The organism is Kangiella aquimarina DSM 16071 (assembly GCF_000374105.1).
GTDB lineage: Bacteria > Pseudomonadota > Gammaproteobacteria > Enterobacterales > Kangiellaceae > Kangiella > Kangiella aquimarina.
Window position 1 is genome coordinate 1,407,730 of record NZ_KB893650.1, and the last position, 23,830, is coordinate 1,431,559.

A 23,830-nucleotide genomic window follows, 5' to 3' on the forward strand; every position below is an offset into this window, starting at 1 on the left:
GTAGTCGTATATATGTTACTGACTATTGTGGGGCTTTTTGTCTAAATTTCAAGCTGTACGCGGCTGGTGAAAATACAAGGCTCGTTGCTGAGTGGGTCTACGAAGCTGAGTTTGTTGGCCAATAATTGCAATGGTTGGTTGAAGTTATCAGCTTGTCTTGGTTGTAGGGAAGGGTAAAACCGATCATTCAGTATTGGAAAGCCGATAGACATCATGTGCAGTCGTAACTGATGGGTGCGCCCGGTTATAGGAGATAGCGTGAACAGTCCACGCTTGTGGTTATCCTCTTCACAATGGATAAGTGATTCTGCATATTGAGCATACTTATTATTTGGAGGCGTTTCATGGTTCTGGAAAATAAACTGAGGCTCTGAGCGAGCGAGATAATTGTTAACATGCCAGCTTTTTCCGCTAAGACATTCGCCTGCTTGAGTCTCGGCTATAGCCTGATAATGTTTTTTTATGTTTCTCTGGGCAAACAATTGATGATACTTGCTTCGAGTTTGCGGGTTGGTTGAAAACAAAACAAGTCCTGCGGTGTCTCTGTCCAGACGATGAACCGCCTGAAGATTTTGGTTGCCAGTTTTATTGATTAATCTCTGTTGTAAACACTCGTTAACAAAAGCACCACCCGGCATAACGGGCAGGAAGTGTGGTTTGTAAGCAATTAAGAAATGCTCATTGTGTTCAATAACCATCTCCGTAAAAGGAATCTTCGCCTCTTGTCCTACCTCGCGGTGATAATATAAAACCCTACCTGCCTGATAGTCTGCATCGACTGTAACCCTGGCGCGGTTTTCCCAATAGACTTTCCCCTCAGCCATTCGATTCATCCACTCAGATTCAGAGACATGAGGAAATGAATTAACCAGAAACGACAGAACCGACTGATAACTGCTATGAAGCGGAAGCGTTACTTTCGAGGGCTTATAGGCTTTGGGCACAATAATAGTATATGCGTTGGTAAGGGTGACATTGTATGGGTTTGGTGGACAAAGGCAAAGTTTCGCTCCCCAAGCTTTAAACCTCAAATGCCTACTCTATATAAGTCTTAACACCTGTCCCAGCGAGCGGCCATTTGTGTATCTCTTTGGAAGGGTTGATTAACTAATTAGTATTTTAGTTAAGTTATTGATGTTACAGGAAATTCAAGTCGTATTTGCATTTTTGTGTCAGAAAAATTTACGTTTTTCTTTACAAAATACTTGCATTGCACACAATGCAAAAGTAAAGTCTTAGTCGTTTTTTTGACCAGCAAATGGTCGTTTGGATTTTATACTAAATAGGAAATAACAATGAAAAAGGTCATTCCCTTTCTTGCTAGCGCATTAGCATTCTTGTCACAACACGCAATATCTCAAGAATCTGTTTTAGTCGACACTGGTGAAACCTATGGTCATGGCCCATATTATGGCGTGGAGTCTTATGGCAGTGCTTCATATGTAAATGACGGGAGCCAAGAGTTTAAGGTATTTGATGTTTCTGACGCGTCAAACATAACATTATCAGGTACAGTCGATGTTGGCTGTACTGTAGATGATTTGGACTTAGATGGCTCTACCCTTGTTGCAAAGTGTCCATTTGAAATTCATTTTTATGATTTAACGGATAATTTAGGTCCTGAGTTAGTAGGCTCATACGATTCAACTGGCTATGCAGTAAATAGTGTGGAACTTTCTGGAGACCGTTTGTATATTGGTGGCGGTAATAGCGATATAGCTATTTTCAATGCCACTGATTTAGCAAATATCCAGGAAATAAACACCCAAAACTTCACTTCTATTAGTACTTGGGAATTGAAAAAATTTGGTAATTACCTCTATACAGTAACAGATTTCGATAAAGTTAAAATCTTTGATATTTCGAATGAACAAAATATTGTTCTAGCTTCTGAAATTCTGGCGGAAGCAACTCTTTTCAAAGATGCTCTTATTATTGATACCACTCTATATGTAGCTGCAACTGAAGGTTTGGTTGTATATGATGTCGCTAATATGGCAAGCCCAAGCTATGTTAAGACCATTAATGCAGGTAGCATGTTTGATACTATTGATATGCTAACGTCTCTTCATTCAATTGGGAATGTACTTTATACAGGAAAAAGTAATGGTAGAATTTTCCAGTTTGACATTACTACTCGGCAAGCTCCTGTTTATTTGACACAAAATCGTTTTTCTACGGGTAATACTTATAAGATAACTGATAACGGGACAAACCTGAATTTTGCCTTTGGGGTCGATGGCTTAGTGACAGCAAGCATCGAAGTGAGTACAAAGTTAGACCATTACGCACAATCAATTCTACCCTATAATCTCAGTATGAGTAATGGGACCGTTTTGGTCAGTGACCAAACTGGTTTGTTCCACATTATTGATATCAGTGATGCAAATACTTTTAGCCCAAGAAGCAGAGAGCCATATACTAGCAATACATATGATGGAGAAATAGACGGTAATATTGCATGGTTAGGAACTGGCTCTTATTTAGAAACCCGTGACCTATCAGCTGATGCGTGGACACTGATTGATATACAACAGCCGGACTCATTTAGTAATATCACATTCCTTAGTAAGGATGATAACGTTTTATACTTAGGTACAAATCGTGGAATGGTTTCAATGTATGATATTACTTCAAACATACCCACTTTAATCTCATCAGTAAATTTTCCAGCAAACCCAGAAACCGGTGGGAATCACTTTATAACTGATATTGTACCTTACGGCGATTATTTACTTGTCTCTAGTACTGAATCTGAGCTTTTGGTAGCAGACTTTAGCAACTTGGAGTCTCCAGCAGTAATTGATATTCCTAAGATGTCCGAAGCTACAAGCGCGAACTTATTTGTATCAGGTAATATGTTACTTTCTACTGGTTATTGGGGAGCTTATCTAATTGACATATCAGATATTACAAACCCTGTTTACAATAATTCTCAATTATCGGAATTAGGATTAATATCAGCTGGAATAAAGCTCAATGATAGCCAGGTGCTTTTGAGTTCGTCAGAGGGGCTGATTACCGTTGATATAACTGACCCCGATAATATTTCGATAGTTTCAAAATTGACTAATACGCCAGAATTTTCAAAGTTAGCTACTGATGGAAACTTTTTAGTAGCTTCGATTCAATTTGCAAGTGAGTTAAAGCTTTATAAATTTAACAAAGCTCCAATGACATCAAACTATCAGTTTAATGTAAATGAAGACCTGAGTTTAGTAGAGGTTGTTAATTCTACAGATCCGGATGGAGATGAAGTTACTTATTCAATAGTGCAACAGGCTTTGAATGGTAACGTTAATATTACTACATCAGGGCAGTTTACATATCAACCAACTAATAATTTTAATGGGCAGGATTCTTTCATATTTAAAGCTGAAGATACTTACGGAAACAGTTCAGAGGGTACCGTAACTATTACAGTAGATGCTGTGAACGATGCTCCAACTGCTACAAATGTTTCATTGACTACTACTGTTGACTCTTCTGTTACAAGTTCTTTCAATGCCTCAGATGTAGACGGTGATGAATTGACTTACGAAAATACTAATCCGTCCAACGGCTCACTCAATGTATCAGGTTCAAGCTTCACTTATACACCTGCTGCAGGCTTTAGTGGCCAAGACAGTTTCCAATACACTGTAACCGACTCTGCTGGTGTATCTGTTACTGCAACCGTTACTATTACTGTAAACCAAGCATCATCAGGTGGTGGTGGTGGCTCAAGTGATCTTTGGTTGCTTGCGTTGCTTCTTCTAGGGTCTTCTTTCAGAAGACAATTTAAGTAATTCAATTTGATAAAAATTAAGCCACATTTCGGTGTGGCTTTTTTTATGACCAAAAAAAAGCTCCCGGTGAGGGAGCTAAAAAGTGATATAAGATAGTTGGGTTAGGAGGGATATCTTATATCTAGGGTAAGAACCTTTCCTCAAAGGTTATGACTAATCCATTAGAACAATCTATAAAATTCTTAATGAGTGGTCTGCATGAAATCAAACGGGATCACGGTATCAATTTCATCACTCAGTAAAGTCAATTGTGGATGGTTCTGGTTAATCGACCGCACAATCGCTTCTAAATCATTTTCCTTAATATCTATGAGCAGCAAATATTTGCCTTCTTCAACCAAATTGTAATATTTGCGTAGCTTATAATTTTTACTTTCAAGGCCCAGTAGGCCGCCTAACCAGGTACCAAAACCACTCAGTAATATAGTGGTAGCGACGAAGCCAAAGGTACTGTAAAGACCATCAAGGGCTTGCATGTTGTACAGCGTAGTAGCTACCAGTAAGCCAATAACTGTTCCTGCAATGAAACCTTTAAAGCTGCCATTGAGAACGTTGGTTTTGTACCAGAAATTTGCTGTGTTTAAACCACGACGCAATACTTTGCCTTGTTTCTTGGCGATGACATGTAAATCACTGTCTAAAATACCGTGTGCCTTAAGATCCTGATATGTGGCTTGTACATGTTTGAGTTTGTCTGACTCATATAGTAAACGACTCATAATAAAACTCCTGTAACACGAATTTAGGATTAACCTATCAGCCGGGGTGTGAAAAATATGTAAAGAAGAAGGGTAAGGGGATATTTTTGTTGATGCTTTTCTATGATGTTTTACAATGGATTTGACTATAACAAAGAATGACTACTTTTAAATTAAGTATATAACACTAAATATTTTAGATTGGGGAGAGCATTATGGAGTGGGAAATCAGTAAGGACCGTAACAATAATGAAGAGGCTCAAATCACACGAGATGTTGGGCCCGAGCTTGAAGAATGCAGAATTAAAATCAGAAGAGGTTTCTGGACAACTGTTGTAATCACAGTATTAACTTTGGCAATGACCATTTACGCTAATTATTCTGGTGGAATCATTGCAATTTTAAATTCAGAATTTTTTTATGACGTAGTAATTTTCGCCATTCTTGCCATAGGTATCTACTACAAAAGTCGTGTTAGCGCTGTCTTAGCTCTAAGTTATTATGTAGTGGGACGTATACTTCTTTACTCGGACACTGGCAAAGTATCTGGCATAATCTGGGTCTTAATCATTACGGCTCTGTTAGCTCAAGCAGCACTTTCTACTTTTAAATATCATCGTATTAGAAAAGAGTTTAATCCCGAATATAAAGCTACCAGTAAATTAACATGGTGGATGGCAACACCTATTAATATTGTTTTAGCATTCCTCTTGTTATTCATTGTAATGACTGAATCAGGTGTTTGGGTACCCGCGACGTTAGTAAAAGAAGACTCACTTTCAACTTCGCACTTAGAGACTTTACGACAGAATGATATTTTGAATGAGGGAGAACGCATTGAGCTATTTTTCTCGGAGGGTTTAACCTCCATATTAGAGGGCGGCAATATTGTAACGGATACAAGAGTTATCAGTTATGAGACCCTTGATGAGGAGTTATATGTGTATTCTGCGCCATTTTCTGAAATTTCCTTCGTTGGCATCGAAGAGAAAGGAACTAATCTAACATTTAGTCAAATATATGTAGAAACATATGATGGACAAGGTTTTTATTTGTTAGCTCCCCATGAAGAAGCGGAAGACGAACAGTTTGTGGAGGCCATTAAAGACAAGGCTAAGAGTGCACAGTCTGAATCTTAATTCAATTTGGCTTCACCATTCTATGGTGGAGCCATCCCAGGCAAAAAACTTACCGTTATCTTCAATAAATAGATTATCAATAATTTGGAACATTTTGCTGACAGAGTAATGAGATGAAAAGAGTTTTTCAGGCTTTACATTCTGCTGGAAGGGCTTTGAAAGATTGGTATCCGTTGTCCCTGGGTGAAGTGCTATAACGGCAGTGTTTTTATTTCTACGTACAGCTTCAATGGAAAGAGTCTTCACAATCTGATTAAGTGCAGCTTTACTGGCCCGATAGCTGTACCATCCCCCCAGGTGATTATCTCCAATGCTACCAACTCTTGCTGAAAGACTGGCAAAGACAGAGGGCATTGATTCAGACTTCTTGAGCAGTGAAATGAAGTACTTGGCAATTAATGCTGTGGAAGCGGTATTGATTTGAAAGACCTTATTGAAGTTTTCTAAATTAAAGTCTTCAATTTTTTTCTCTGGTTGTAGTCCATTAGAGTCATGCAATATGCCTGTGGCATTGACGATTAAATCAACATGGCCATATTGGCTGCTAACATGTTCCGCCAGTTGCTTTAGATGTTCCTCATCAAGCACATTCAATTGAACTGACTGTAAACCATTATCCATAGGTTTGATGTTTGGTAATGTTATATCATCAGCAATATCGGCTGCTGGCCTTGAACAGGCATAAACCACAGCATGACGCTCAAGAGCTTGTTTGACAAACTCTTGTCCAATACCACCATTAGCGCCAAATATGATTGCGATACTCATAGTGTTATTATTACTGAATGCTGTGAATGACAAGTGAAGATAATAATAGGAAGAAAGCCTCATGCAACCGATCTCAATTACCAAGGCAAAAGAAGAAGATCTAACCGCGATTGCCAATTTGGCCGATATTATCTGGCGTGAGCACTACACACCGATTATTGGACCTGAGCAGGTCGAGTATATGCTGCACAAGTTCCAGTCGGCTTCAGCAATGTCACAGCAGATTTCAGAGGGAGTTAGCTATTATACTTTGTGGCTAGATGACTTATTGGTAGGCTACCTTTCATTTTATACCAAGGGAGAGGTGCTATTTCTTAGTAAAATTTATGTCTTGTTACAGTTAAGGGGGCAGGGTGTTGGTCAACAGGCTGTTGAGTTTATTAAGGGGCAGGCTAAGGCCCAGGGGCTTGAACGAATACAGCTAACGGTAAATAAGAATAATACAGGTAGTATTACCGCTTATGAGCGAATGGGCTTCAAGAAGACTGAAGAGGTTGTTATGGATATAGGGGGTGGATTTGTTATGGATGATTATGTGATGGAACTTTTTTTAGGTGACTCTTAATTTTCGTTAGAAGCTCACATTATTTTCAAGTAAGATGGGTGTTGCTTAAATAAGAGGGAAGCACTATGACAATTTTAATCCGTTCTATATTTGTACTATTTTTGGCTCTAAGCTTAGCTGCGTGTAACAGCGAACCTACATTTGATGCAACTAATGATCAAACCATGGAAGCTTCTATGGAAGAAATGACGAAAGACATGACTGAAGAAGAAAAAATGGAGCTAGGTCAGGCGGTGATGAGTATTGCAATGCAAGTTGGTTTCAGTTCTATGGGTGATGAAGAAAAAATCGAAAAAGAATTGAAAGAGAAGCTTCATGGTAAGACTGCTCAAGAGATTATTGACCAGGCAAATGGTAAATAAGTAGAAGCTTTAAGATAAAAAAACCGGCTCATGCCGGTTTTTTTATGGCTCAATTTAATAGCTTGTGATTTAAGACTTCTTCACATAGGCAGCGATAATAACAATTCTCTGTCCATTAATGCGCCCTTCGATGTGGAGTGGGTTGTCGCTTAAGGATATGCCACGCACCGCGGTGCCTCTTTTGGCTGTGAAACCGCCACCTTTGACGTCGAGGTCTTTGATGAGTACGACATTGTCACCGGCCTGTAGTGGCGTACCGTTGCTGTCGAGAGTCGGTTCTCGTGAGTCGTCGGCAAGGGCCATTTCTGCCCATGCGCGTGTTTCATCATCCATGTACATCATATCCAGCTGTTCCTGTGCCCAGGTTTCTCCAAGGCCAGCCAGTACTTTGAGTCTGCGCCATGACACAACCTGAACTGCAGGAACCTGACTCCATATAGAGTCGTTTAGACAACGCCAGTGGTGAATATCTACTGGTTCCGGGTTTTCAAGTTGGCTTGAACAGGTTTCACAAACTAACACGCATTTGTCAGAGTTGGCTTCGGCGGGTGGAACTTCATAAACGGTCAGTCCTTTATTGGAGCGGCATAATTCACATCGGTTTTCAGCGCGCTCAATTAGGGTATTAAGAATGCTCATGGCATGGCTCCCTGAAAAAGGCGCTATTATGCCTTTTTTCAGGGATTAAGGAAAACGAACAAATGTATATTGCTAATAAACGCTAGTGCATTCGTTCCATGATATGAACTGGAATGGTTGTTTCTACTTCATCACTAACCAGTTTAAGGCTTGGGTGGTAGTTCATTACGCCTTTGACATGCTTTGCTTCGGATAAACTTAAATCAATCAGCAGCAAATAGTCACCTTCGTCAACAAAGTGATAAAAGTCTTTCAGTGCATGGTTTTTTGATTGTAAGCCGATAAAGCCACCGAGCCAGGTTCCAAAGCCTGTAAATATTGCCAGTGTGAACAGAACTCCTACAAAGCCGTAAAAGCCGCTAAATACATCGAAAGCCGCGAAAAACAAGCTGGCAAGAATGCCCGCTGCAAGGCCATAACGAACGCCCTGACTCCAGCCATTCAGAATATCTGTTTTGTACCAGTTATTGGCCACATTAAGTCCTCGCCTTAGGAGCTGGCCATCTTGCTTTGCGATGACATGTAGGTGGGCATCTTCAACACCTGCATCACGGAGATCCTTATAGGTGCTTTCAATTTCTGCGAGGTTGTCGCAGCGGTAAAGTAAGCGTGACATGATAAACCTCCTTATCTCGTAACACTTAGGCTTATTTTAGCACTTCTGCGTACAAAAAATGTACAGCTGTCCTCGTTTTAGAATATAAATTAAGCGTGCGGTGCGTTTAGAATTTTTGCTTAACGTGCGAATCGTCTTGCTTCGAAGTAGGGCAGAAATGATTGGTTTATTAGTTGGATGTGCTATGGGCATTGATGTCAAAAGAACTAATCATGTGTCTTGCAGATGCACATTAAAAAACACTTAACTCATAACCATATGATTTAAATGGCATTTACCCATTTTTACCCTGCTTATTGCTGGCTTTCTGTGTAGATTATGGATTAGAGTGACACTGCCAATAAGAATAGTTTCCATACAATCTTGGAGTCTAAAGTAGATTATGAATAAATTTTGCATTTCAGTAGCAGGCATTGGCTTGCTGACGTTATCTTCAACAATAAAAGCTCATGAATTACCCACTGACGCATTGAATACACAGAGCAATGTCGCGATAGCGGTATCGTTTAACTTCAACCAAAGCCAGCTTAACCACCAGTACGATAATTATGCCCAGTTTTTTGATTACAAATCCTGGCTTATTTACAAAAAAGGCTCAGAGCTTGAAGAAAGTTGCAGTATACAGAGTGAAAAGCTTGCGCAGCAGAAGACCTGTGGACAAGTTGATCACTTCTATCAGGCTGCCATGGTTGGAACTAATACCTGTAATGCCTATGCAGTAATTCATGCGGCTCAATACCCGCAAGGCTTGATCCCTCGCTTTACTGGACCAGCTACTTTTGTAGACAACATGCAGGCCAGTAGTGGCCATCATGACAACTATGACTTTTCCCATGGGCTGACATTTGACTGTGTCTATGAAATTAAAACTCTGGATCCAGTAAAAGTACAAAGTTCTTTCTAAGATTGGATTCCTTCAATTGACCGAGCCTTTATCATTGCCATGACTTGCTCAAGCTTGTCCTCGAGTATGGCTCGGTCAGCTGCCTCTAGGTTGCACTCTGCCAAAACGTAATGGCTTGTTCTGACCACATTTCTCCAGCGGGGATTTTGAGGGATTTTTTGAATGTTAAGATATTTATCCAGTGAGCGAGTTCTTAGTCGTCCTTCATCAATCGACACTCGCCAAATTCGGCTTTTTTCAGCCAGTTCAACCCTGTCTGATTGAGTGGTTTTCTCCCAAAGATTCACGGTTTCTATTAACAGCTCAACTAATGACTGTCTGAACTCTTCATCACTCCAGGACTGGACGTCATTTCTTTCATCATTTTCTGAGTGGCTTTGTTTCTGGTTATTTTCCTGTGTCACTTCAGATTCAAGCAGCAATAGTTTTTCTTTATGAGACTTGATTGACGCGAGCAGTGCCTGTTGTTCTTTTCGCTTCCGATAAACCAGAAATATCACCAGGAAGGTCAGGGCAAGCAAAATAATTAATGAGCCTAGAATGATATTCGACAGCGAACGGATTTTATTATCTTGTTGCTCTCTGGTCAGCTGCTCAGAAATGAGCTGACGCTCCAGACGTTCTTTAGCAATTTGCTGGTTGATTAGTTGTAGATCGGTTTGGTATTGGGCCTGTAATTCCTGCTCTTTGTACTGGTAATGTTTGTTTAAATGTTCAATGGCCTTTTGATATTGCTCTTGCTGCTGGTAAATAGTGTATAGCAGCTGATGCGAATTGCTCAGAACTTGAGGTTTATTCGCAGCTTGAGAATAACTAATGGCATTGTTGGCCTGTTGTATGGCCTGGTCAAAATCTCCCTCAAGATAACTGATGTAGGCATCAATGTAGGCTATCTCATCTTGGTAGTTTGAATTATTGCTGGCGAATTTTCGTGATTGTTCAATAAACTGACGCGCTAGTGAGCTTTGCTTTTGTTTGATATGGACTAGCGCTAGATTCTTGAGTGCTCTAACTTTTTCATTATCAGAAAGTCTGGTAGAGAAGGTGTATATAACCTTTTTGATATATTGGCTTTGCTTTTCGCTGTTACCGTGAAGCGCATATATGACTGCAAGATCTTCATATAAGTGTGAGATATTCGAGAGTACCCTGACATCATAGTCTTCTGTCTTCGTGTAATCTAAAAAGGTATCCAGAGCCTGTTCATAGTAATCTATGGCCTGTTCAATATTGCCGAGATCTTTGTTTAACAATCCAAGATTGTTAAGTGTTGTTCCTATGTAATACAGATTTCCGATTTGTTCTTTGTGTTTGAGACTTTCCTTGTAGAAAAGCAGGGCATTTTTATAGTCGAGTAGCTTAAAATATACCAGACCCAGATCGTTACTGCTTTTAGCTTGCCACGTAATGTCTTTTTCTCGTTGAGAAATACTATAACTCCGCTCCAGGTATTGTTTTGCCTGTTCATATTCTGTCTGATGCAGAAATTTGAGTCCAACCAGTCGATTCCATCGGTATTGGATTTGTGTATCGGCTAAATAGAATTCACTTTGTTTTACTTTAGCTAGATAGTAGTCAGCGTCTGAGTAAAGTCCCTGCTGAGAGTAAAGATCTGCGATTTCAAGCCACAGTTGGGTTTGAGCCTGAAAATCTCTGTCAGAGGTTGTCTTAAGAAGTGAACGACAGAGTTCTAATGCCTCAGTATGGGATAAAGAAGTGACGCCTTGCTGACACTTATCCACAGGCTCGCCGGCCAAGCCAATGCTGCATAGACCCCAAAGCAGTAAAAAGACCCCAATTCGCATAATATTTATTGTTTTGCCTAATGAGCGCAAAGCATAGCATATCAATAGCTTAACTGAGTATTAACAGAATGTAGCAGTTCGAATTAGCTCAATTTAGAAGAATGAACGTCATTGATTGTGTTTAGATTTGTTACATATTTGCCGACTGCTTGCCTTGCCTATTGGTCTTAGAGTCCGTATAAAAAGACGTTTGAGTTGATTTTGGGAAGTTCGGCATGTAGCTGAGCGACCACTGGGGAAATCTAAGTAAGGTAATAAACCTAAGGTAATTATGATGAAAAAACTATCTATCGCTGCGGCAGTAATGTCTGCGCTTTTAGCGGCTGGCTGCTCAAATGGTGACAATGATCAGAAAGTTACTGCTGAGTCGGAAAAGGCTCAGACGGTTGCTTCTAGTGGTGAAGCGCAGTCTTCAACTGAAAGCACTGATGTCACTGCAACTAACCCTTTCTTTGAAGACTGGGATACTCCATACGGCATCCCGCCTTTTGATCAAATTAAAGATGAGCACTTCAAGCCAGCATTTGAAAAAGCAATTGCCGAGGTTCGTGCCGAGGTTGAAGCGATTGCTAATAACCCGGAAGAGCCTACCTTTGCTAATACCATTGAAGCGATGGAATACAACGGTAAGCTATTAAATAAAGTCAGTAATGTGTTCTACAACCTGACTTCAGCCCATACTAACCCAACATTACAGGCGATTTCGAAAGAAATTGGTCCTGAGTTGTCGTCTTTGCGTGATGATGTCAATCTGAATGACAATCTGTTTAAGCGTGTTTCTGCCCTTTATGCCAAGAAAGACGAGCTAGGTTTGCGCCCAGACCAAATGCGCTTGCTTGAAGACGGTTACAAATCTTTCGTGCGTGGTGGTGCTGAGCTTAACGATGAACAGAAGCAAAAGCTACGTGACCTGAATAAGCAAATGACCCAGCTCTCATTGCAGTTTGCCGAGAATGTACTGGCTGAAACTAACAACTGGGAACTGGTCATTGATAATGAGGAAGATTTAGCTGGTTTACCACAATGGTTTATTGACGCATCTGCGAAAACAGCCGAAGAGCGTGGTCACGAAGGTAAATGGGTTATTACCACGCACCGTACCAGTAAAGATCCATTCCTGATTAATTCAACTAAGCGCGATCTTCGCGAGAAGGTCTATTACGCTTATACGCATCGTGGCGATAACGACAATGAGTATGACAACAAGAAAATTGCCATTGAGTTAGCAGAGCTTCGTGCACAAAAAGCCAATTTGATGGGCTACAAGTCACATGCTGACTTCGTACTTGAGGAGCGTACAGCCAAGAATGCTGATAACGTTTCTAAGTTGCTCGACCAGGTTTGGCCGGCAGCCATTAAGCAGGCTAAAGCAGAAGTAGCTGCCATGCAGGAAATGATCAATGAAGAGGGCGGTGACTTCACTTTTGCCGCGCATGATTGGCGTCACTATGCGGAAAAAATCCGCAAAGCCAAATACTCATTGAACGAAGAAGAAGTAAAACCTTATTTCTCTTTGGACAGTACGCTTGAGGGTGTTTTCTATACGGCAAATCGCCTATTCGGCATGAACTTCAAAGAGCGTTTTGATTTACCAAAGTACCATGAAGATGTCCGCACCTTCGAAGTGACAGACGAGAAAGGTGAATTGATTGGTATTTATCTGGCTGATTTCTACGTGCGTGACAGCAAGCGTGGTGGCGCCTGGATGAATTCGTACCGTAAGCAGTTTGTGACAGAAGATGGTGAATACGTTAAGCCGATTATCGTCAATGTTCTGAACTTCCCACGTCCAGTAGGTGATGAACCAACATTATTGACCTTCGACCAGGCAAGCACATTGTTCCATGAGTTTGGTCATGCCACCCATGGCTTGTTATCTGATGGTGTTTACCCATCACAAACCGGTACTTCAGTGCCTCGTGATTTTGTTGAGTTCCCATCGCAGGTTCTTGAGAACTGGATGTTAGAGCCGGAAGTATTGGCTCAATTCGCTAAGCACTACAAGACAGGCGAGGTTATCCCTCAGGACATGATTGATAAAATCCAGGCTGCTGCTCAGTTTAATCAGGGCTTTGCAACTACCGAGTACATGGCGGCAACCTTGTTAGACCTGGCCTGGCATACTCAGGAAGTTGGCGATGAAGTAAAAGATGCAGATGCGTTTGAACAAGCGGTTCTTGAAGAGGTTGGCTTAATCCCCGAGATTGCTCCTCGCTACCGTACCACTTATTTCTCGCATATCTTCTCAGGCGGTTACTCAGCAGGTTATTACAGCTATATCTGGTCTGAAATCTTCGCTGCTGATGCTTATCAGGCTTTCCGTGAGAATGGCATCTTCGATAAGGAAACTGCGGATAAGTTTGTTGAGTATATCCTGTCAAAAGGGGGTACTCAGGATCCATTAGAATTGTATAAGAAATTCCGTGGTAAAGAAGCTGATCCACAGTATCTGTTGAAAAGCCGTGGTTTGATTGACTAAATAGATTAGCTAATCATATAACACAAAAACAGCTGCCTTCGGGCGGCTGTTTTTGTTTCTAACGTTAATATTTATCACTTTAAAACAGACCTGCTTCACAATTTAAAATCAATGGGTTAAGAGATATTCTCTTAATCTGTATCAGTACTGCCGATCTCCGTTCGGATTTGATTTGAGGGTTTTCATAAGGATTAGAGTAACTTAGGCAAAATGTAATAATTTGTTACTTTTAGAATTTTGCAATTGTGACTTGTTAGATAAATAAAACTAATGTGTATCCTTAAAAAATATCCAGCGAAATTGTCTTAAATTTGTCACATAAGAGGCGTAGAATTAACCCCGTAACAAAGACATAGCGTTATTTACTCAAGGAGATAGACATGAACGAGATTACTGAAGGTGCATTAGAGATTGTAATTGCGGCCATCATTGTTTCAGTGCTAGCCATTGCATTACTATAAATTATTGAAATCATCAGAGTATATAGAATCTTCTGATGATTAGTCCTTAACAGGACACCCCCTATAGATTGTTTTGATTTGTTTTGTTTGATTTACCCAAAAACTTACCCCCAATTTTAGCCCACTTTGCTTTTGAGTGGGCTTTTTTTTGCTTAAGGTTTCGTGATAATTTGTCTGAAATGTCACTATCGATACTCATTGAGTCTTTCTTTGTCCCCAAAAATAAGTAGCACCAGCCCAGATCGAGACTTAACAATTAAGTTTATTGAATCCATATCGGATATTGCTGAATCTGAATGGCTGCAACTGGCAAGTATTGGCTCTTCATTAAATCCATTTGTTGATCCACGTTTTTTGTCGGTGCTCGAAAAGAGTCAGTCTGTAACCGCCGAAAAAGGGTGGAAGCCACTACATGTTGCTGCTTACACTGGAAATCAGTTAGTGGCTTTCATGCCTCTTTATCTAAAAGGTCACTCTTTCGGCGAATTTGTTTTTGATTGGGCCTGGGCTAATGCTTATCAACGGCATGGTCTCGAGTACTACCCCAAAGCCCTGACAGCCTCACCCTTGTCGCCAATCACCGGGCCTCGTCTGTTGCATTGTGGCTTAACCACGGAGCAGCAATTGGCAATAGTCGCTGCTGTATCTGATTGGTTGCAGCAAAATCACATCAGTTCCTGGCATATCAACTTTCCCGATCCTGAAGGCCGTGCTTTACTTGACCAGACAGACCTGCTCACTCGGCGAGATGTCCAGTTCCATTGGCGGAATCAAGGTTATACCTGTTTTGATGAGTTTCTATCGAACTTAAAAGCCAAGAAACGCAAGAACATCTTACGAGAGCGGCGTCATGTGTCTGCCCGAGGCTGGACCTTTGAATGGCTATCCGGTATTGAGGCTACCATGGAAGATTGGCAGTGTTTCTATGAACTCTATAAAAAGACTTTTGATGAGAAAGGCAGCTGGTCACAGCTGACGCCAGAGTTCTTTCCTCAATTGGCGGAGAGTATGGGGGAGCAAGTGTTGTTGCTGTTTGCTAGAAAAGATGCACAGCGGCTGGCTGGAGCTTTTTTCATAAAGTCGGAAACTCATCTATATGGACGCTACTGGGGGGCTTTAATTGATGAAGAGTTTTTGCATTTCGAAACCTGTTACTACCAGGGAATAGAGTATGCCATTGCTCATCAGCTTGAGGTGTTCGAGCCGGGAGCGCAGGGCGAGCATAAACTGGCTCGTGGTTTTAATCCTGTATTGACTTATTCTTACCACTATATAGTCGAACCTGCATTTCGAGAGGCGATTGATAAGGCGCTTCGTTACGAATCGAAAGAAATTGAGCAGCTTTTCGAGTATTACCAATCACACTCAGCTTACAAACTGGAACCAAAGGATCCATAGTCGCTTTGCACTAAGTATGCTATTGTTTTGGCATCTATTCGTAAGTGGAATAACGATAATATGAAAGTTGGTGGTATGAAAAATATTAGTGCAATTTTCCTACAGGGACTGATTGCCATCCTTCCTATCTTATTGACCATTGCGCTGGTTGGCTGGTTGTTGACTACGCTTGAAACTTATCTTCGAGAGCTCCTGCTGCTCGTCATTCCTGACGATGCTTATTGGCCAGGTCTGGGCCTGATTTTGGGGTTGCTTTTGATTTTTGGTTTGGGTCTGTTGATTAAATTCTATTTGGGGCAGGTGATTCTTTCTGGTCTTAATAAGCTGATGGAACGTATTCCGCTCGTTAATACGGTTTACAGTGCCTTTAATGATGTTATGCGCTTTTTGTCTCCTGATAAAGAAGAGGACCTGCGTCAGGCGGTTCTATGTGAGGTGAAAGAAGGTGTTGAGGTGATTGGCTTTATCACCGCCAGTAATGTCAGTCTTGGTGAGCGTGATGATCTGGTCGCTGTTTATGTACCGATGAGCTATCAGATTGGTGGTTTTACTTTTTTCATGCCTAAGTCCAAGTGCAAAGAGTTGGATATGTCGCCTAGCGAAGCGATGAAAAAAGTACTGACTGCATCTATGGGTTCAGACAAGTCTGTAGTCACACCGGATTCAGTTGATGACAAAGAAAGTGGTGATAATAAGCAGGATAGCCGTGAAGCTGAGCGAAAAGATGAAGCTAAATCCAAAGAAAAGAACGGCAATGAAAATGACAAAGGCTAAGGTTGTATGAGTAATACTCCTTTGGCTCATCCTTTCGATAAGCTAACTCCGGACTTTATTCTCGACGCAGTTGAGGCTTTGGGGTTTTATAGTGATGGACGAATACTGACCCTGAATAGCTACGAGAATCGCGTCTATCAGATTGGTATTGAAGAGCAGCAGCCAGTTATTGCCAAGTTCTATCGTCCAGAACGCTGGACTCAGGAGCAGATCCTTGAAGAGCATGAATTTACCACGGAGCTGGCAGAAGCTGAGTTGCCAGTGGTTGCACCTCTGTCATTGCACAGCAAAACCCTGTTTGAGTACGAAGGCTTTTATTATGCGCTATATCCGCGTAAGGGAGGTCATGCTCCAGAATTGGATGATCTCGATAGCCTGTTTACCCTGGGGCGCTTTATAGGTCGGATTCATGCTGTTGGAGAGAGCAGACCTTATCAGTTCCGGCCAAGTTTGACGGTTGATAGCTTCGGTCAGGAAAGTTTTGAGTATTTAATGGAGCACGCAGTTCCGCGAGAATATCATTTGCCTTATCGGACTCTGGCTGAAGATATTCTCAAAGAAGTACGTAAGCAATGGCAGGCGGTTGGCGAAGTGGACTATATTCGAACCCATGGTGACTGCCATATCGGCAATATCCTGTGGCGTGATGATAATCCGCACTTTGTTGACTTTGATGATTCTCGAATGGCTCCAGCGGTTCAGGACCTCTGGATGCTGTTATCCGGAGAAAGACCACAAAAGATTACGCAGCTTTCTGAGATTATTGAAGGCTATGAAGAGTTTCAGACTTTCCCGATGAAACAGCTTAGGCTCATTGAGCCATTGCGAACGCTGCGTATGTTCTATCATAGCGCCTGGTTGGCAAAGCGCTGGAGTGATCCCGCTTTCCAGCAGGCATTCCCTTGGTTTGACTCTATTCGTTACTGGGAAGAGCAAATTCTGGACTTGAGAAGTCAGTTTGCTGAGTTGCAGGAGCCAGCGCTAGAGTTGTTAAATGTTTAATGACTGTTACCGGTCGCTCAAAATGAGTGTGCACTGGTTTAGGGTAAGTTCAGTTTTCATCTGCTAGGGTAGGGCAATGAATAAATCACTTCCACAATATATCGTTATCTTGGCTACCAGCTTTTGGCTTTTTGCCTGCTCAAGTGCGCCCGAGCGCACTCAAAGCACCCAGCCACAACAGGGTTATAAAAGCATCAGGCCAGCTCCGGACAAAGGCGAAAATATTGCTTTAATGGCACAATCCATGATCGGCAAGCGTTATCTTTATGGTGGTTCATCGCCTCAGCAAGGGTTTGACTGTAGCGGACTTGTTTATTTCACCCATACTCAGGTTGGTGATTATGTTCCAAGGACATCTCGAGATCAGTTGTACGCATCTCGTAAAATAACACTGAATGAACTGCAGCCCGGAGATTTATTGTTTTACCGTATCAATGGTAAGCCATCGCATGTTGGAATTTATATCGGCGATAAAAAGTTTGTCCACGCGCCATCAAGCGGCAAAACTGTCTCGATTACGACTATGGACAACCCTTATTTTAAGCCACGCCTAATTCGCGCTGGCAGGCTCTACAAAGAGTAATTTATGAGTAAACCAATGCTATGAGCTGGCATCTGTACATTTTACGTTGTGGTGATGACACCTTATATACGGGCATCACTAATGATCTGCATAGACGTTTTGAAGAACATCAGTCTAACGGCCCAAAATGCGCTAAGTATTTGCGTGGCCGTCAGCCTTTAACTATGATTTTTCACACTGAGTTTGAAAGCAAATCGGAAGCGCTTAAAGCAGAGATTAAAGTTAAGCGACTAACCCGAGAGCAGAAAAAACTGTTAGCATCCGGGAAGCTAATCGTTAATGAGATCCCTCCTAAAAGCAAAGTAAAGCTATAAGCCACAGGTTATAAATCTTAATCAATGCAGCACGAACCTTTTAAGCTAACCATCACGCGCAGTAACCGCAAAACCCTGGTCATTTATATTCGTGATGATGGAGTAGAAGTGCGCGCGCCCTTAAAGGCTCCGCAGAACTGGATTGATGAATTTGTCGAACTGAAAAAGCCCTGGATTCTAAAAAAGCTCAAACTTCAGCAGCAAAAGAACAGCGAACGCTTGAAGCTTAAAGAGGGCGAAACGGTTTTATATTGTGGAAAAACTCACGTTTTGCAGCTGTCGCAAGGTAAAAATGCGATTAAAATTGAAGGTGAAAAACTTAAAATTCAAGCTCGCCAATTGGACGAAACCTATCTAAAAAAACAATTCCAACAATGGCTATTGCAAACAGCAAAAGCAGAGTTTGAACCGAGAGTCTGGCAAATCGCATCAATTATGGGGTTGGATAACCGAATAGAGGCAGTAAAATTTCGCAAGACAAAAACCAAGTGGGGACACTGTACTACCAAAGGTGTCCTGCAATTTAATCCACTTTTAATGATGGCACCAATATCTGTACAGGACTATTTAATCATCCATGAGCTGTGCCACCTCAAATACATGAATCATTCGAAACCTTTTTGGCAGCTGGTAGCAACCAATTGCCCCGACTATCTAGAATCGGAACAATGGCTGAAAGAGCATGGACATCGGATTTGGTGTTGAGTATTGGGTGTAATACGTAGTTTGGAGAAGTCATGAAAATTATAATGTTGGCTATAATACTTTTAGCATTGCTAGGAGCTGTGGATGCTAAGACAAAAGACTATGAATATTATTCATTAAGCTCAGGAAACATTTCTATATCAGTTTTAGACTCAAAGTCCGCCCAGCTAATTGAGTTCGGGACTGCTGATGTCACTGATATAGATGTTTGTTCTAAAGAACAGTTTAAAGTTTGCTTGATTATGTATAACTCTATAACTGTGGTTCCTAATGATTTATTTAAACAATTAAACACTGCCACATTTTGTGAAGACATATCTTGGCAATATGATGCTTATACTTTCAGAGTAGAGCTTTCTGAGGGGCATGGGATTCATTCTTGCGATGACAATGTAAAGCAATTAGAAGTAGCGGTTTTTGGTAAGAGTATAAACGTAATTCGAGTTAGTGTTTTTGACAATGAAGATAAACTCGTATCAAGTTATTTATTTTCAGAACTTAAAGGCTTAATTGCATTCTCTAGCTTTTCGGGTAGTGAATATTGGCTTTCCTCCCATTGTGGTTACGGGGCATCAGAAAAGTGCTATAGCAGAAATGAGTAACTTTAGCCTTTAGGGTTAGATATAACCATTGAGGATAGTATGTTGGTGGCCTTAATCCCTTATTTCTCTAGCTTACAGCTTTGTGATTTGGTTGAAAAATAAACATCACCCCTACACAAATCCTTCAATAACCGTTACAATCGCGCCTGAATTTTGCACTGGTTTTACGTTCCAGCGAGCGAGAGGTAACAATGAGTCAAACCAAATCTGTATCAGCAGAGTCGTCTGCTGTGTCTACATCATCTTCTGTTTATAACGAAACGACGCACCCGATTGTGGTCTGCGCCATGTATAAGTTTGTCACTCTTGAGGATTTTGAAGCTATTCGTCAGCCCTTGCTGGACGTGATGCTTGAAAATGATATTAAGGGGACTTTGCTGTTGGCGAAAGAGGGAATCAATGGCACTGTGGCGGGTACCCGTCAAGCGATTGATACGCTACTGGCCTGGTTTAAGCATGACGAGCGCCTGGCTGATATTGACTACAAAGAGTCGTATGATGAAGAGATGCCGTTTTATCGCACCAAAGTCAAACTGAAGAAAGAAATCGTTACCATGGGCGTTGAGGGTATTGACCCGAAACGAGTGGTGGGTACTTATGTGAAGCCAAAAGACTGGAATGCGTTGATTTCTGATCCTGAGGTGGTGCTGGTTGATACTCGTAATGATTACGAAGTACAGATCGGGACTTTCAAAGGGGCTCTTAATCCTAACACCGAAACTTTCCGTGAGTTTCCTGAGTATGTAAAACAAAACCTTGATCCGAATAAACATAAGAAAGTTGCTATGTTCTGTACTGGTGGTATACGTTGTGAAAAATCGACGGCTTACTTGAAAGAGCAGGGCTTTGAAAATGTGTTCCACCTGGAAGGCGGAATTCTGAAATATTTAGAAGAAGTGCCACAAGAAGAATCCATGTGGGAAGGCGAGTGCTTTGTTTTCGATAATCGTGTTGCAGTCGATCATGAGTTGAAAAAAGGTCAGTATGATCAGTGCCATGCCTGTCGTATGCCAATCACGGAAGAAGAAAAGCAACACGAAAAATATGAAAAGGGCGTTAGCTGCCCACACTGCTATGACAAGCAGACGCCAGAACAACGTCAGCGTTACGCTGAACGTGAACGCCAGGTACAATTGGCAAAAGCGAGAGGCGAAGAGCATATAGGCTCTGATGTGCTAACTGCTATTGCCATGCGTCGCCAACAGAAGAAGCGTATGCGTGAAATGCAAAAGCAGGCGCAGAAACACAAGGCTAAAAGTTAAATCATGTCGCTGGTCATTTCCAACAATGTTGCAATTCCTGATTCAGAAATAGAGTTAACGGCCATCCGTGCACAAGGCGCGGGTGGTCAGAATGTCAACAAAGTGGCCAGCGCAATTCATCTGCGATTCGACATACCAGCATCTTCCTTACCTGAGTTCTATAAATCAGAGCTATTGGCGCTTAATGATAATCGTATCACTCAAGATGGAGTGATAGTTATCAAAGCCCAAAAGCACCGTACTCAGGATCGCAATCGTGACGATGCACTTTCTCGATTACGCCTACTTATTCAGTCAGTTGCCAAGCCCAAAAAAAAGCGCATTAAAACCAAGCCAACCAAGGCTTCGAAAGAAAAGCGTCTTAATAAAAAGACTCAGCACTCGCAAAAGAAATCAATGCGAAAAAAGCCATTATTTTAGTCTAAAGCTGCAAAAGCCTCCCTCAACAGTTGCTCGGTAACCTCCCAGTCAATACAGCTATCAGTTACCGATTTTCCATACTCAAGCTGAGCGCTTAAAGGTTGACTCCCTGATTTTAAGTGGCTCTCCAACATGACACCTATAATGTTTTGGTTGCCATTGGTGATCTGGCGAACAACATCCTTCATCACAGTGGGTTGCTTGTTGTAATCTTTGTTTGAGTTTCCATGACTACAATCAATGATAACTGCTGGATTGAGCTGTTTTTGTCTTAGCTTCTCAATACATTTAGCAACGCTCTGGGTATCATAGTTTGGTGTATTCCCACCACGTAAAATAATATGGCAATCTGGATTACCTCGAGTGTGGAGCAGGGCACTTTGTCCTGAGTTATCTATACCAATAAAACTGTGGGGTGATGAAGCGGCCGTAATTGCATTAATTGCAGAATCTAATGAGCCATCTGTACTATTCTTAAATCCCACTGGCATGGACAGGCCCGAAGCCATTTCGCGGTGAGTTTGGGACTCCGTAGTGCGTGCACCTATCGCAGACCAACTAACTAAGTCGGATATATATTGTGGTGTGATTGGGTCAAGAGCCTCTGTTGCAACCGGAAGGCCAAGCTCTGCAAGCCATAATAGTAAGGAGCGAGCTTTGCGTAGCCCCAAGTTAATGTTATTACTACCATTAAGATCAGGATCATTGATTAGTCCTTTCCAACCTACAGTTGTTCTTGGTTTTTCGAAATAGACTCGCATAATAATAAAGAGTTTGTTCGATAGCTCTTGATGTAACCGATAAAGATTTGTTGCGTACTCTTTTGCACTAGCAATATCATGAATGGAGCAGGGGCCAGCGATAACGATAAGTCGCTTATCATTTCCTCTAAGTATTTGTCGGATAGCATTGCGACTATTAACTATGGTTCTTGTTACCTGTTGTGATATGGGTAGCTGATGCTTCAGTTCATAGGGTGGAGTCAGTATATCCAGTCTTTCAATATTTACGTTATCAACCAGGTTGAGGTTATTCTGCAATTGCAATTCAAGCTTCATTTTTGGCTTCCTTATGGTTTAGGGCATTTAAATCAAGTTTTGTTGCAATGACATCATGTTTTGGGTAGCAACCAAGAAGGTGAACCTGGTTAGCAACCTGCTTGAGATCGACTAAAGCCAGTGAAAGATCCTGTTCAGAAACATTGCCTTCTAAATCAATGTAAAATCGCTCGTGCCAAGGTTGTGTTGGAATGGGTCTGGATTCCAGTTTGCTCATGTTTATTTGATAGTTCTTGAAGACCTGTAAGCAATCTAATAAGGCTCCGGCATGTTGACCGGTATCTATAGATACTGTTGTTTTAGCGGGGATAGCTGATGGAACCTCGATCCACTCTTTTGCTATCAATAAAAACCTTGTGTAGTTTTCCTGATAATTATTGATTGCGTAAGATAGGACTTTTAACCCAGATTGTTGGGCTGCTTGCTCACTTGCAATGGCACCAATTGTCGGGTTCTGATATTCGGCAATCAGTTTTATAGCTGAACTTGAGCTACTTCGAAAGTGGCTTTGAATTTGTGGGTGGTCCAGAAAGAATTGTTTGCATTGAGCTATTGCCTGAGGATGCGAATAAACATCTCTTAAAGATTCAATCGAAGATTGCTCAGTACCCACCAAACAGTGTCGAACTTTAAGTTTTTCTTCACCAACAATGTTTAAGTTGTATTCACTGAGCAGGTCATAAATTTCTGTTATATTACCAGAAGTGGTATTTTCAATAGGCACAATGCCTAAGTCTGATTCGCCATTATTTACTTCCTTAAAAATCTGAATAAAGGAATTGCAGTGAGTAGTTTCAAGCTGTTGGTCTTTTGTTGAAAAGTGATTCTTTAACGCAATATGACTGTATGAGTCAGGTTCACCAAGTACCGCAACTTTTACCAGGCGCTGTCCATTAGCTTTTTGCTGTTGAAGAAAGTAATCATATTGCCCTCGAACAGAGTCTTCTATGATACTGTGAAATAAGGTTAAAGTTGTATTTGGTGCAATCCCAAACTCTTCGCCTTTTTCTATGAGTCTGGCAAGCAGTTTTTTCTCCTGCTCTTCGTCCCTTATCTTTGCGTTATTCTTTAATTTATAGGCGGCAACTTCAAGACTTAGTTGTCGTCTTTTTGCAAACGAATCTAGAATCTTCAAGTCTAGATTACCGATCGATTCCCTTAGCGATTTTAGAGTGTTTATTGGTTTATTCATATGTCATCTCATTCTTCAGGTTAGATAAAAGTGCCGGCAAAAAAAAACCTCCCGGTTGGGAGGTTTTTCAGTTGTTCTTAGTGTTTACTTTTATTGGCTCGAACAAGACTCCTCCGAAGGGATCAGAGTAAAGAAATAAAAGTAAAAGTTATAAGTTTGCTTGTTCATTATTCAATCCTATGAGCCACTTGTGGATCTGTCAACCTTATAATTACAGCTAGCTTTTCTAGTATTCTTCCTAGTTATAAGCTATTGGGTAAGTATATAAATATATGTAGATTTATCTCAGAATTGCT

The 23,830-nt window shown here is 41.2% G+C and carries 23 protein-coding genes; 15 read left to right on the plus strand and 8 right to left on the minus strand.

All coding sequences use genetic code 11. The features are described from left to right. Nucleotides 1–41: 41 nt before the first annotated feature. A complete protein-coding gene (locus B158_RS0106815; RefSeq protein ID WP_018624618.1) occupies nt 42–824 on the minus strand; it encodes a pseudouridine synthase in 783 nt (260 codons plus the stop codon). 471 nt (nt 825–1,295) lie between these two features. On the opposite strand from B158_RS0106815, the gene B158_RS0106820 reads away from it, so the two are divergent. Continuing rightward, a complete protein-coding gene (locus tag B158_RS0106820) occupies nt 1,296–3,788 on the plus strand; it encodes an Ig-like domain-containing protein (protein ID WP_018624619.1) in 2,493 nt (830 codons plus the stop codon). Nucleotides 3,789–3,970: 182 nt separating this feature from the next. On the opposite strand, the gene B158_RS0106825 is transcribed toward B158_RS0106820, so the two are convergent. Beyond that, nucleotides 3,971–4,507 carry a hypothetical protein gene (locus B158_RS0106825; RefSeq protein WP_018624620.1) on the minus strand — a complete coding sequence of 179 codons (537 nt, stop codon included), beginning with the start codon at nt 4,505–4,507 and terminating at the stop codon, nt 3,971–3,973. Between the two features lie 194 nt (nt 4,508–4,701). On the opposite strand from B158_RS0106825, the gene B158_RS0106830 reads away from it, so the two are divergent. Continuing rightward, the gene (locus tag B158_RS0106830; RefSeq protein ID WP_018624621.1) at nt 4,702–5,625 is read left to right on the plus strand and encodes a hypothetical protein; all 924 of its coding nucleotides are present in this window, start codon (nt 4,702–4,704) and stop codon (nt 5,623–5,625) included. A gap of 12 nt (nt 5,626–5,637) precedes the next feature. On the opposite strand, the gene B158_RS0106835 is transcribed toward B158_RS0106830, so the two are convergent. Further along, nucleotides 5,638–6,393 (minus strand): SDR family NAD(P)-dependent oxidoreductase, encoded by a 756-nt coding sequence (locus B158_RS0106835; RefSeq protein ID WP_018624622.1) that lies wholly within the window; start codon nt 6,391–6,393, stop codon nt 5,638–5,640. 61 nt (nt 6,394–6,454) lie between these two features. On the opposite strand from B158_RS0106835, the gene B158_RS0106840 reads away from it, so the two are divergent. Together B158_RS0106840 and B158_RS0106845 are read left to right on the plus strand one after the other, a co-directional pair. Next, entirely contained in the window at nt 6,455–6,958 is a 504-nt protein-coding gene (locus tag B158_RS0106840) for a GNAT family N-acetyltransferase (protein ID WP_018624623.1), read from the plus strand. Nucleotides 6,959–7,023: 65 nt separating this feature from the next. Then, complete coding sequence (locus tag B158_RS0106845) at nt 7,024–7,320, plus strand: DUF6694 family lipoprotein (protein ID WP_018624624.1); 297 nt, start codon at nt 7,024–7,026, stop codon at nt 7,318–7,320. A 69-nt stretch (nt 7,321–7,389) separates the two neighbouring features. Here the strand turns inward: B158_RS0106845 and B158_RS0106850 are convergent, their stop codons facing one another. Both B158_RS0106850 and B158_RS0106855 read right to left on the minus strand, forming a co-directional pair. Beyond that, nucleotides 7,390–7,959: a PhnA domain-containing protein gene (locus B158_RS0106850; RefSeq protein WP_018624625.1), complete on the minus strand. Its 570-nt coding sequence runs from the start codon at nt 7,957–7,959 to the stop codon at nt 7,390–7,392. Between the two features lie 82 nt (nt 7,960–8,041). After that, entirely contained in the window at nt 8,042–8,575 is a 534-nt protein-coding gene (locus B158_RS0106855; protein ID WP_018624626.1) for a hypothetical protein, read from the minus strand. Between the two features lie 382 nt (nt 8,576–8,957). Between B158_RS0106855 and B158_RS0106860 the strand changes: the two genes are divergently transcribed. After that, nucleotides 8,958–9,479 (plus strand): hypothetical protein, encoded by a 522-nt coding sequence (locus B158_RS0106860; protein ID WP_018624627.1) that lies wholly within the window; start codon nt 8,958–8,960, stop codon nt 9,477–9,479. On the opposite strand, the gene B158_RS0106865 is transcribed toward B158_RS0106860, so the two are convergent. Continuing rightward, the gene (locus B158_RS0106865; RefSeq protein ID WP_018624628.1) at nt 9,476–11,284 is read right to left on the minus strand and encodes a tetratricopeptide repeat protein; all 1,809 of its coding nucleotides are present in this window, start codon (nt 11,282–11,284) and stop codon (nt 9,476–9,478) included. The two genes, B158_RS0106860 and B158_RS0106865, sit on opposite strands and share 4 nt — an antisense overlap. A 274-nt stretch (nt 11,285–11,558) precedes the next feature. On the opposite strand from B158_RS0106865, the gene B158_RS0106870 reads away from it, so the two are divergent. From B158_RS0106870 to arfB, 10 genes are all read left to right on the plus strand, one after another. Then, complete coding sequence (locus B158_RS0106870) at nt 11,559–13,763, plus strand: M3 family metallopeptidase (protein ID WP_018624629.1); 2,205 nt, start codon at nt 11,559–11,561, stop codon at nt 13,761–13,763. A gap of 671 nt (nt 13,764–14,434) precedes the next feature. Next, the gene (locus tag B158_RS0106885) at nt 14,435–15,622 is read left to right on the plus strand and encodes a GNAT family N-acetyltransferase (protein WP_018624631.1); all 1,188 of its coding nucleotides are present in this window, start codon (nt 14,435–14,437) and stop codon (nt 15,620–15,622) included. 75 nt (nt 15,623–15,697) lie between these two features. Then, on the plus strand, nt 15,698–16,396 hold the full coding sequence (locus tag B158_RS12950) for a DUF502 domain-containing protein (protein ID WP_228127075.1): 699 nt from the start codon (nt 15,698–15,700) through the stop codon (nt 16,394–16,396). Between the two features lie 6 nt (nt 16,397–16,402). After that, nucleotides 16,403–17,398 (plus strand): serine/threonine protein kinase, encoded by a 996-nt coding sequence (locus B158_RS0106895; RefSeq protein WP_018624633.1) that lies wholly within the window; start codon nt 16,403–16,405, stop codon nt 17,396–17,398. A gap of 76 nt (nt 17,399–17,474) precedes the next feature. Further along, nucleotides 17,475–17,981 carry a C40 family peptidase gene (locus B158_RS0106900; protein WP_018624634.1) on the plus strand — a complete coding sequence of 169 codons (507 nt, stop codon included), beginning with the start codon at nt 17,475–17,477 and terminating at the stop codon, nt 17,979–17,981. A gap of 20 nt (nt 17,982–18,001) precedes the next feature. After that, nucleotides 18,002–18,295 carry a GIY-YIG nuclease family protein gene (locus tag B158_RS12955; protein ID WP_018624635.1) on the plus strand — a complete coding sequence of 98 codons (294 nt, stop codon included), beginning with the start codon at nt 18,002–18,004 and terminating at the stop codon, nt 18,293–18,295. A 24-nt stretch (nt 18,296–18,319) separates the two neighbouring features. Beyond that, complete coding sequence (locus B158_RS0106910) at nt 18,320–19,000, plus strand: M48 family metallopeptidase (RefSeq protein ID WP_018624636.1); 681 nt, start codon at nt 18,320–18,322, stop codon at nt 18,998–19,000. A gap of 32 nt (nt 19,001–19,032) precedes the next feature. After that, the gene (locus B158_RS0106915; protein ID WP_018624637.1) at nt 19,033–19,602 is read left to right on the plus strand and encodes a hypothetical protein; all 570 of its coding nucleotides are present in this window, start codon (nt 19,033–19,035) and stop codon (nt 19,600–19,602) included. A 287-nt stretch (nt 19,603–19,889) separates the two neighbouring features. Next, the gene (gene trhO, locus B158_RS0106920) at nt 19,890–20,864 is read left to right on the plus strand and encodes an oxygen-dependent tRNA uridine(34) hydroxylase TrhO (protein ID WP_033414001.1); all 975 of its coding nucleotides are present in this window, start codon (nt 19,890–19,892) and stop codon (nt 20,862–20,864) included. A gap of 3 nt (nt 20,865–20,867) precedes the next feature. Further along, nucleotides 20,868–21,284: an alternative ribosome rescue aminoacyl-tRNA hydrolase ArfB gene (gene arfB, locus B158_RS0106925; RefSeq protein WP_018624639.1), complete on the plus strand. Its 417-nt coding sequence runs from the start codon at nt 20,868–20,870 to the stop codon at nt 21,282–21,284. On the opposite strand, the gene B158_RS0106930 is transcribed toward arfB, so the two are convergent. Both B158_RS0106930 and pheA read right to left on the minus strand, forming a co-directional pair. Further along, nucleotides 21,281–22,342, minus strand: coding sequence for a 3-deoxy-7-phosphoheptulonate synthase (locus B158_RS0106930; RefSeq protein WP_018624640.1), 1,062 nt, complete (start codon nt 22,340–22,342; stop codon nt 21,281–21,283). The genes arfB and B158_RS0106930 overlap by 4 nt on opposite strands. Beyond that, nucleotides 22,332–23,534 carry a prephenate dehydratase gene (gene pheA / locus B158_RS0106935; protein WP_018624641.1) on the minus strand — a complete coding sequence of 401 codons (1,203 nt, stop codon included), beginning with the start codon at nt 23,532–23,534 and terminating at the stop codon, nt 22,332–22,334. The genes B158_RS0106930 and pheA overlap by 11 nt, the downstream gene beginning before the upstream one ends. Between the last annotated feature and the right edge of the window lie 296 nt (nt 23,535–23,830).

Coding starts and splice junctions, on each gene's coding strand:
- B158_RS0106815 (WP_018624618.1), bottom strand. CDS start 824: ATGGCTGAGGGGAAAGTCTATTGGGAAAACCGCGCCAGGGTTACAGTC.
- B158_RS0106820 (WP_018624619.1), top strand. CDS start 1,296: ATGAAAAAGGTCATTCCCTTTCTTGCTAGCGCATTAGCATTCTTGTCA.
- B158_RS0106825 (WP_018624620.1), bottom strand. CDS start 4,507: ATGAGTCGTTTACTATATGAGTCAGACAAACTCAAACATGTACAAGCC.
- B158_RS0106830 (WP_018624621.1), top strand. CDS start 4,702: ATGGAGTGGGAAATCAGTAAGGACCGTAACAATAATGAAGAGGCTCAA.
- B158_RS0106835 (WP_018624622.1), bottom strand. CDS start 6,393: ATGAGTATCGCAATCATATTTGGCGCTAATGGTGGTATTGGACAAGAG.
- B158_RS0106840 (WP_018624623.1), top strand. CDS start 6,455: ATGCAACCGATCTCAATTACCAAGGCAAAAGAAGAAGATCTAACCGCG.
- B158_RS0106845 (WP_018624624.1), top strand. CDS start 7,024: ATGACAATTTTAATCCGTTCTATATTTGTACTATTTTTGGCTCTAAGC.
- B158_RS0106850 (WP_018624625.1), bottom strand. CDS start 7,959: ATGAGCATTCTTAATACCCTAATTGAGCGCGCTGAAAACCGATGTGAA.
- B158_RS0106855 (WP_018624626.1), bottom strand. CDS start 8,575: ATGTCACGCTTACTTTACCGCTGCGACAACCTCGCAGAAATTGAAAGC.
- B158_RS0106860 (WP_018624627.1), top strand. CDS start 8,958: ATGAATAAATTTTGCATTTCAGTAGCAGGCATTGGCTTGCTGACGTTA.
- B158_RS0106865 (WP_018624628.1), bottom strand. CDS start 11,284: ATGCGAATTGGGGTCTTTTTACTGCTTTGGGGTCTATGCAGCATTGGC.
- B158_RS0106870 (WP_018624629.1), top strand. CDS start 11,559: ATGAAAAAACTATCTATCGCTGCGGCAGTAATGTCTGCGCTTTTAGCG.
- B158_RS12950 (WP_228127075.1), top strand. CDS start 15,698: ATGAAAAATATTAGTGCAATTTTCCTACAGGGACTGATTGCCATCCTT.
- B158_RS0106895 (WP_018624633.1), top strand. CDS start 16,403: ATGAGTAATACTCCTTTGGCTCATCCTTTCGATAAGCTAACTCCGGAC.
- B158_RS0106900 (WP_018624634.1), top strand. CDS start 17,475: ATGAATAAATCACTTCCACAATATATCGTTATCTTGGCTACCAGCTTT.
- B158_RS12955 (WP_018624635.1), top strand. CDS start 18,002: ATGAGCTGGCATCTGTACATTTTACGTTGTGGTGATGACACCTTATAT.
- B158_RS0106910 (WP_018624636.1), top strand. CDS start 18,320: ATGCAGCACGAACCTTTTAAGCTAACCATCACGCGCAGTAACCGCAAA.
- B158_RS0106915 (WP_018624637.1), top strand. CDS start 19,033: ATGAAAATTATAATGTTGGCTATAATACTTTTAGCATTGCTAGGAGCT.
- trhO (WP_033414001.1), top strand. CDS start 19,890: ATGTATAAGTTTGTCACTCTTGAGGATTTTGAAGCTATTCGTCAGCCC.
- arfB (WP_018624639.1), top strand. CDS start 20,868: ATGTCGCTGGTCATTTCCAACAATGTTGCAATTCCTGATTCAGAAATA.
- B158_RS0106930 (WP_018624640.1), bottom strand. CDS start 22,342: ATGAAGCTTGAATTGCAATTGCAGAATAACCTCAACCTGGTTGATAAC.
- pheA (WP_018624641.1), bottom strand. CDS start 23,534: ATGAATAAACCAATAAACACTCTAAAATCGCTAAGGGAATCGATCGGT.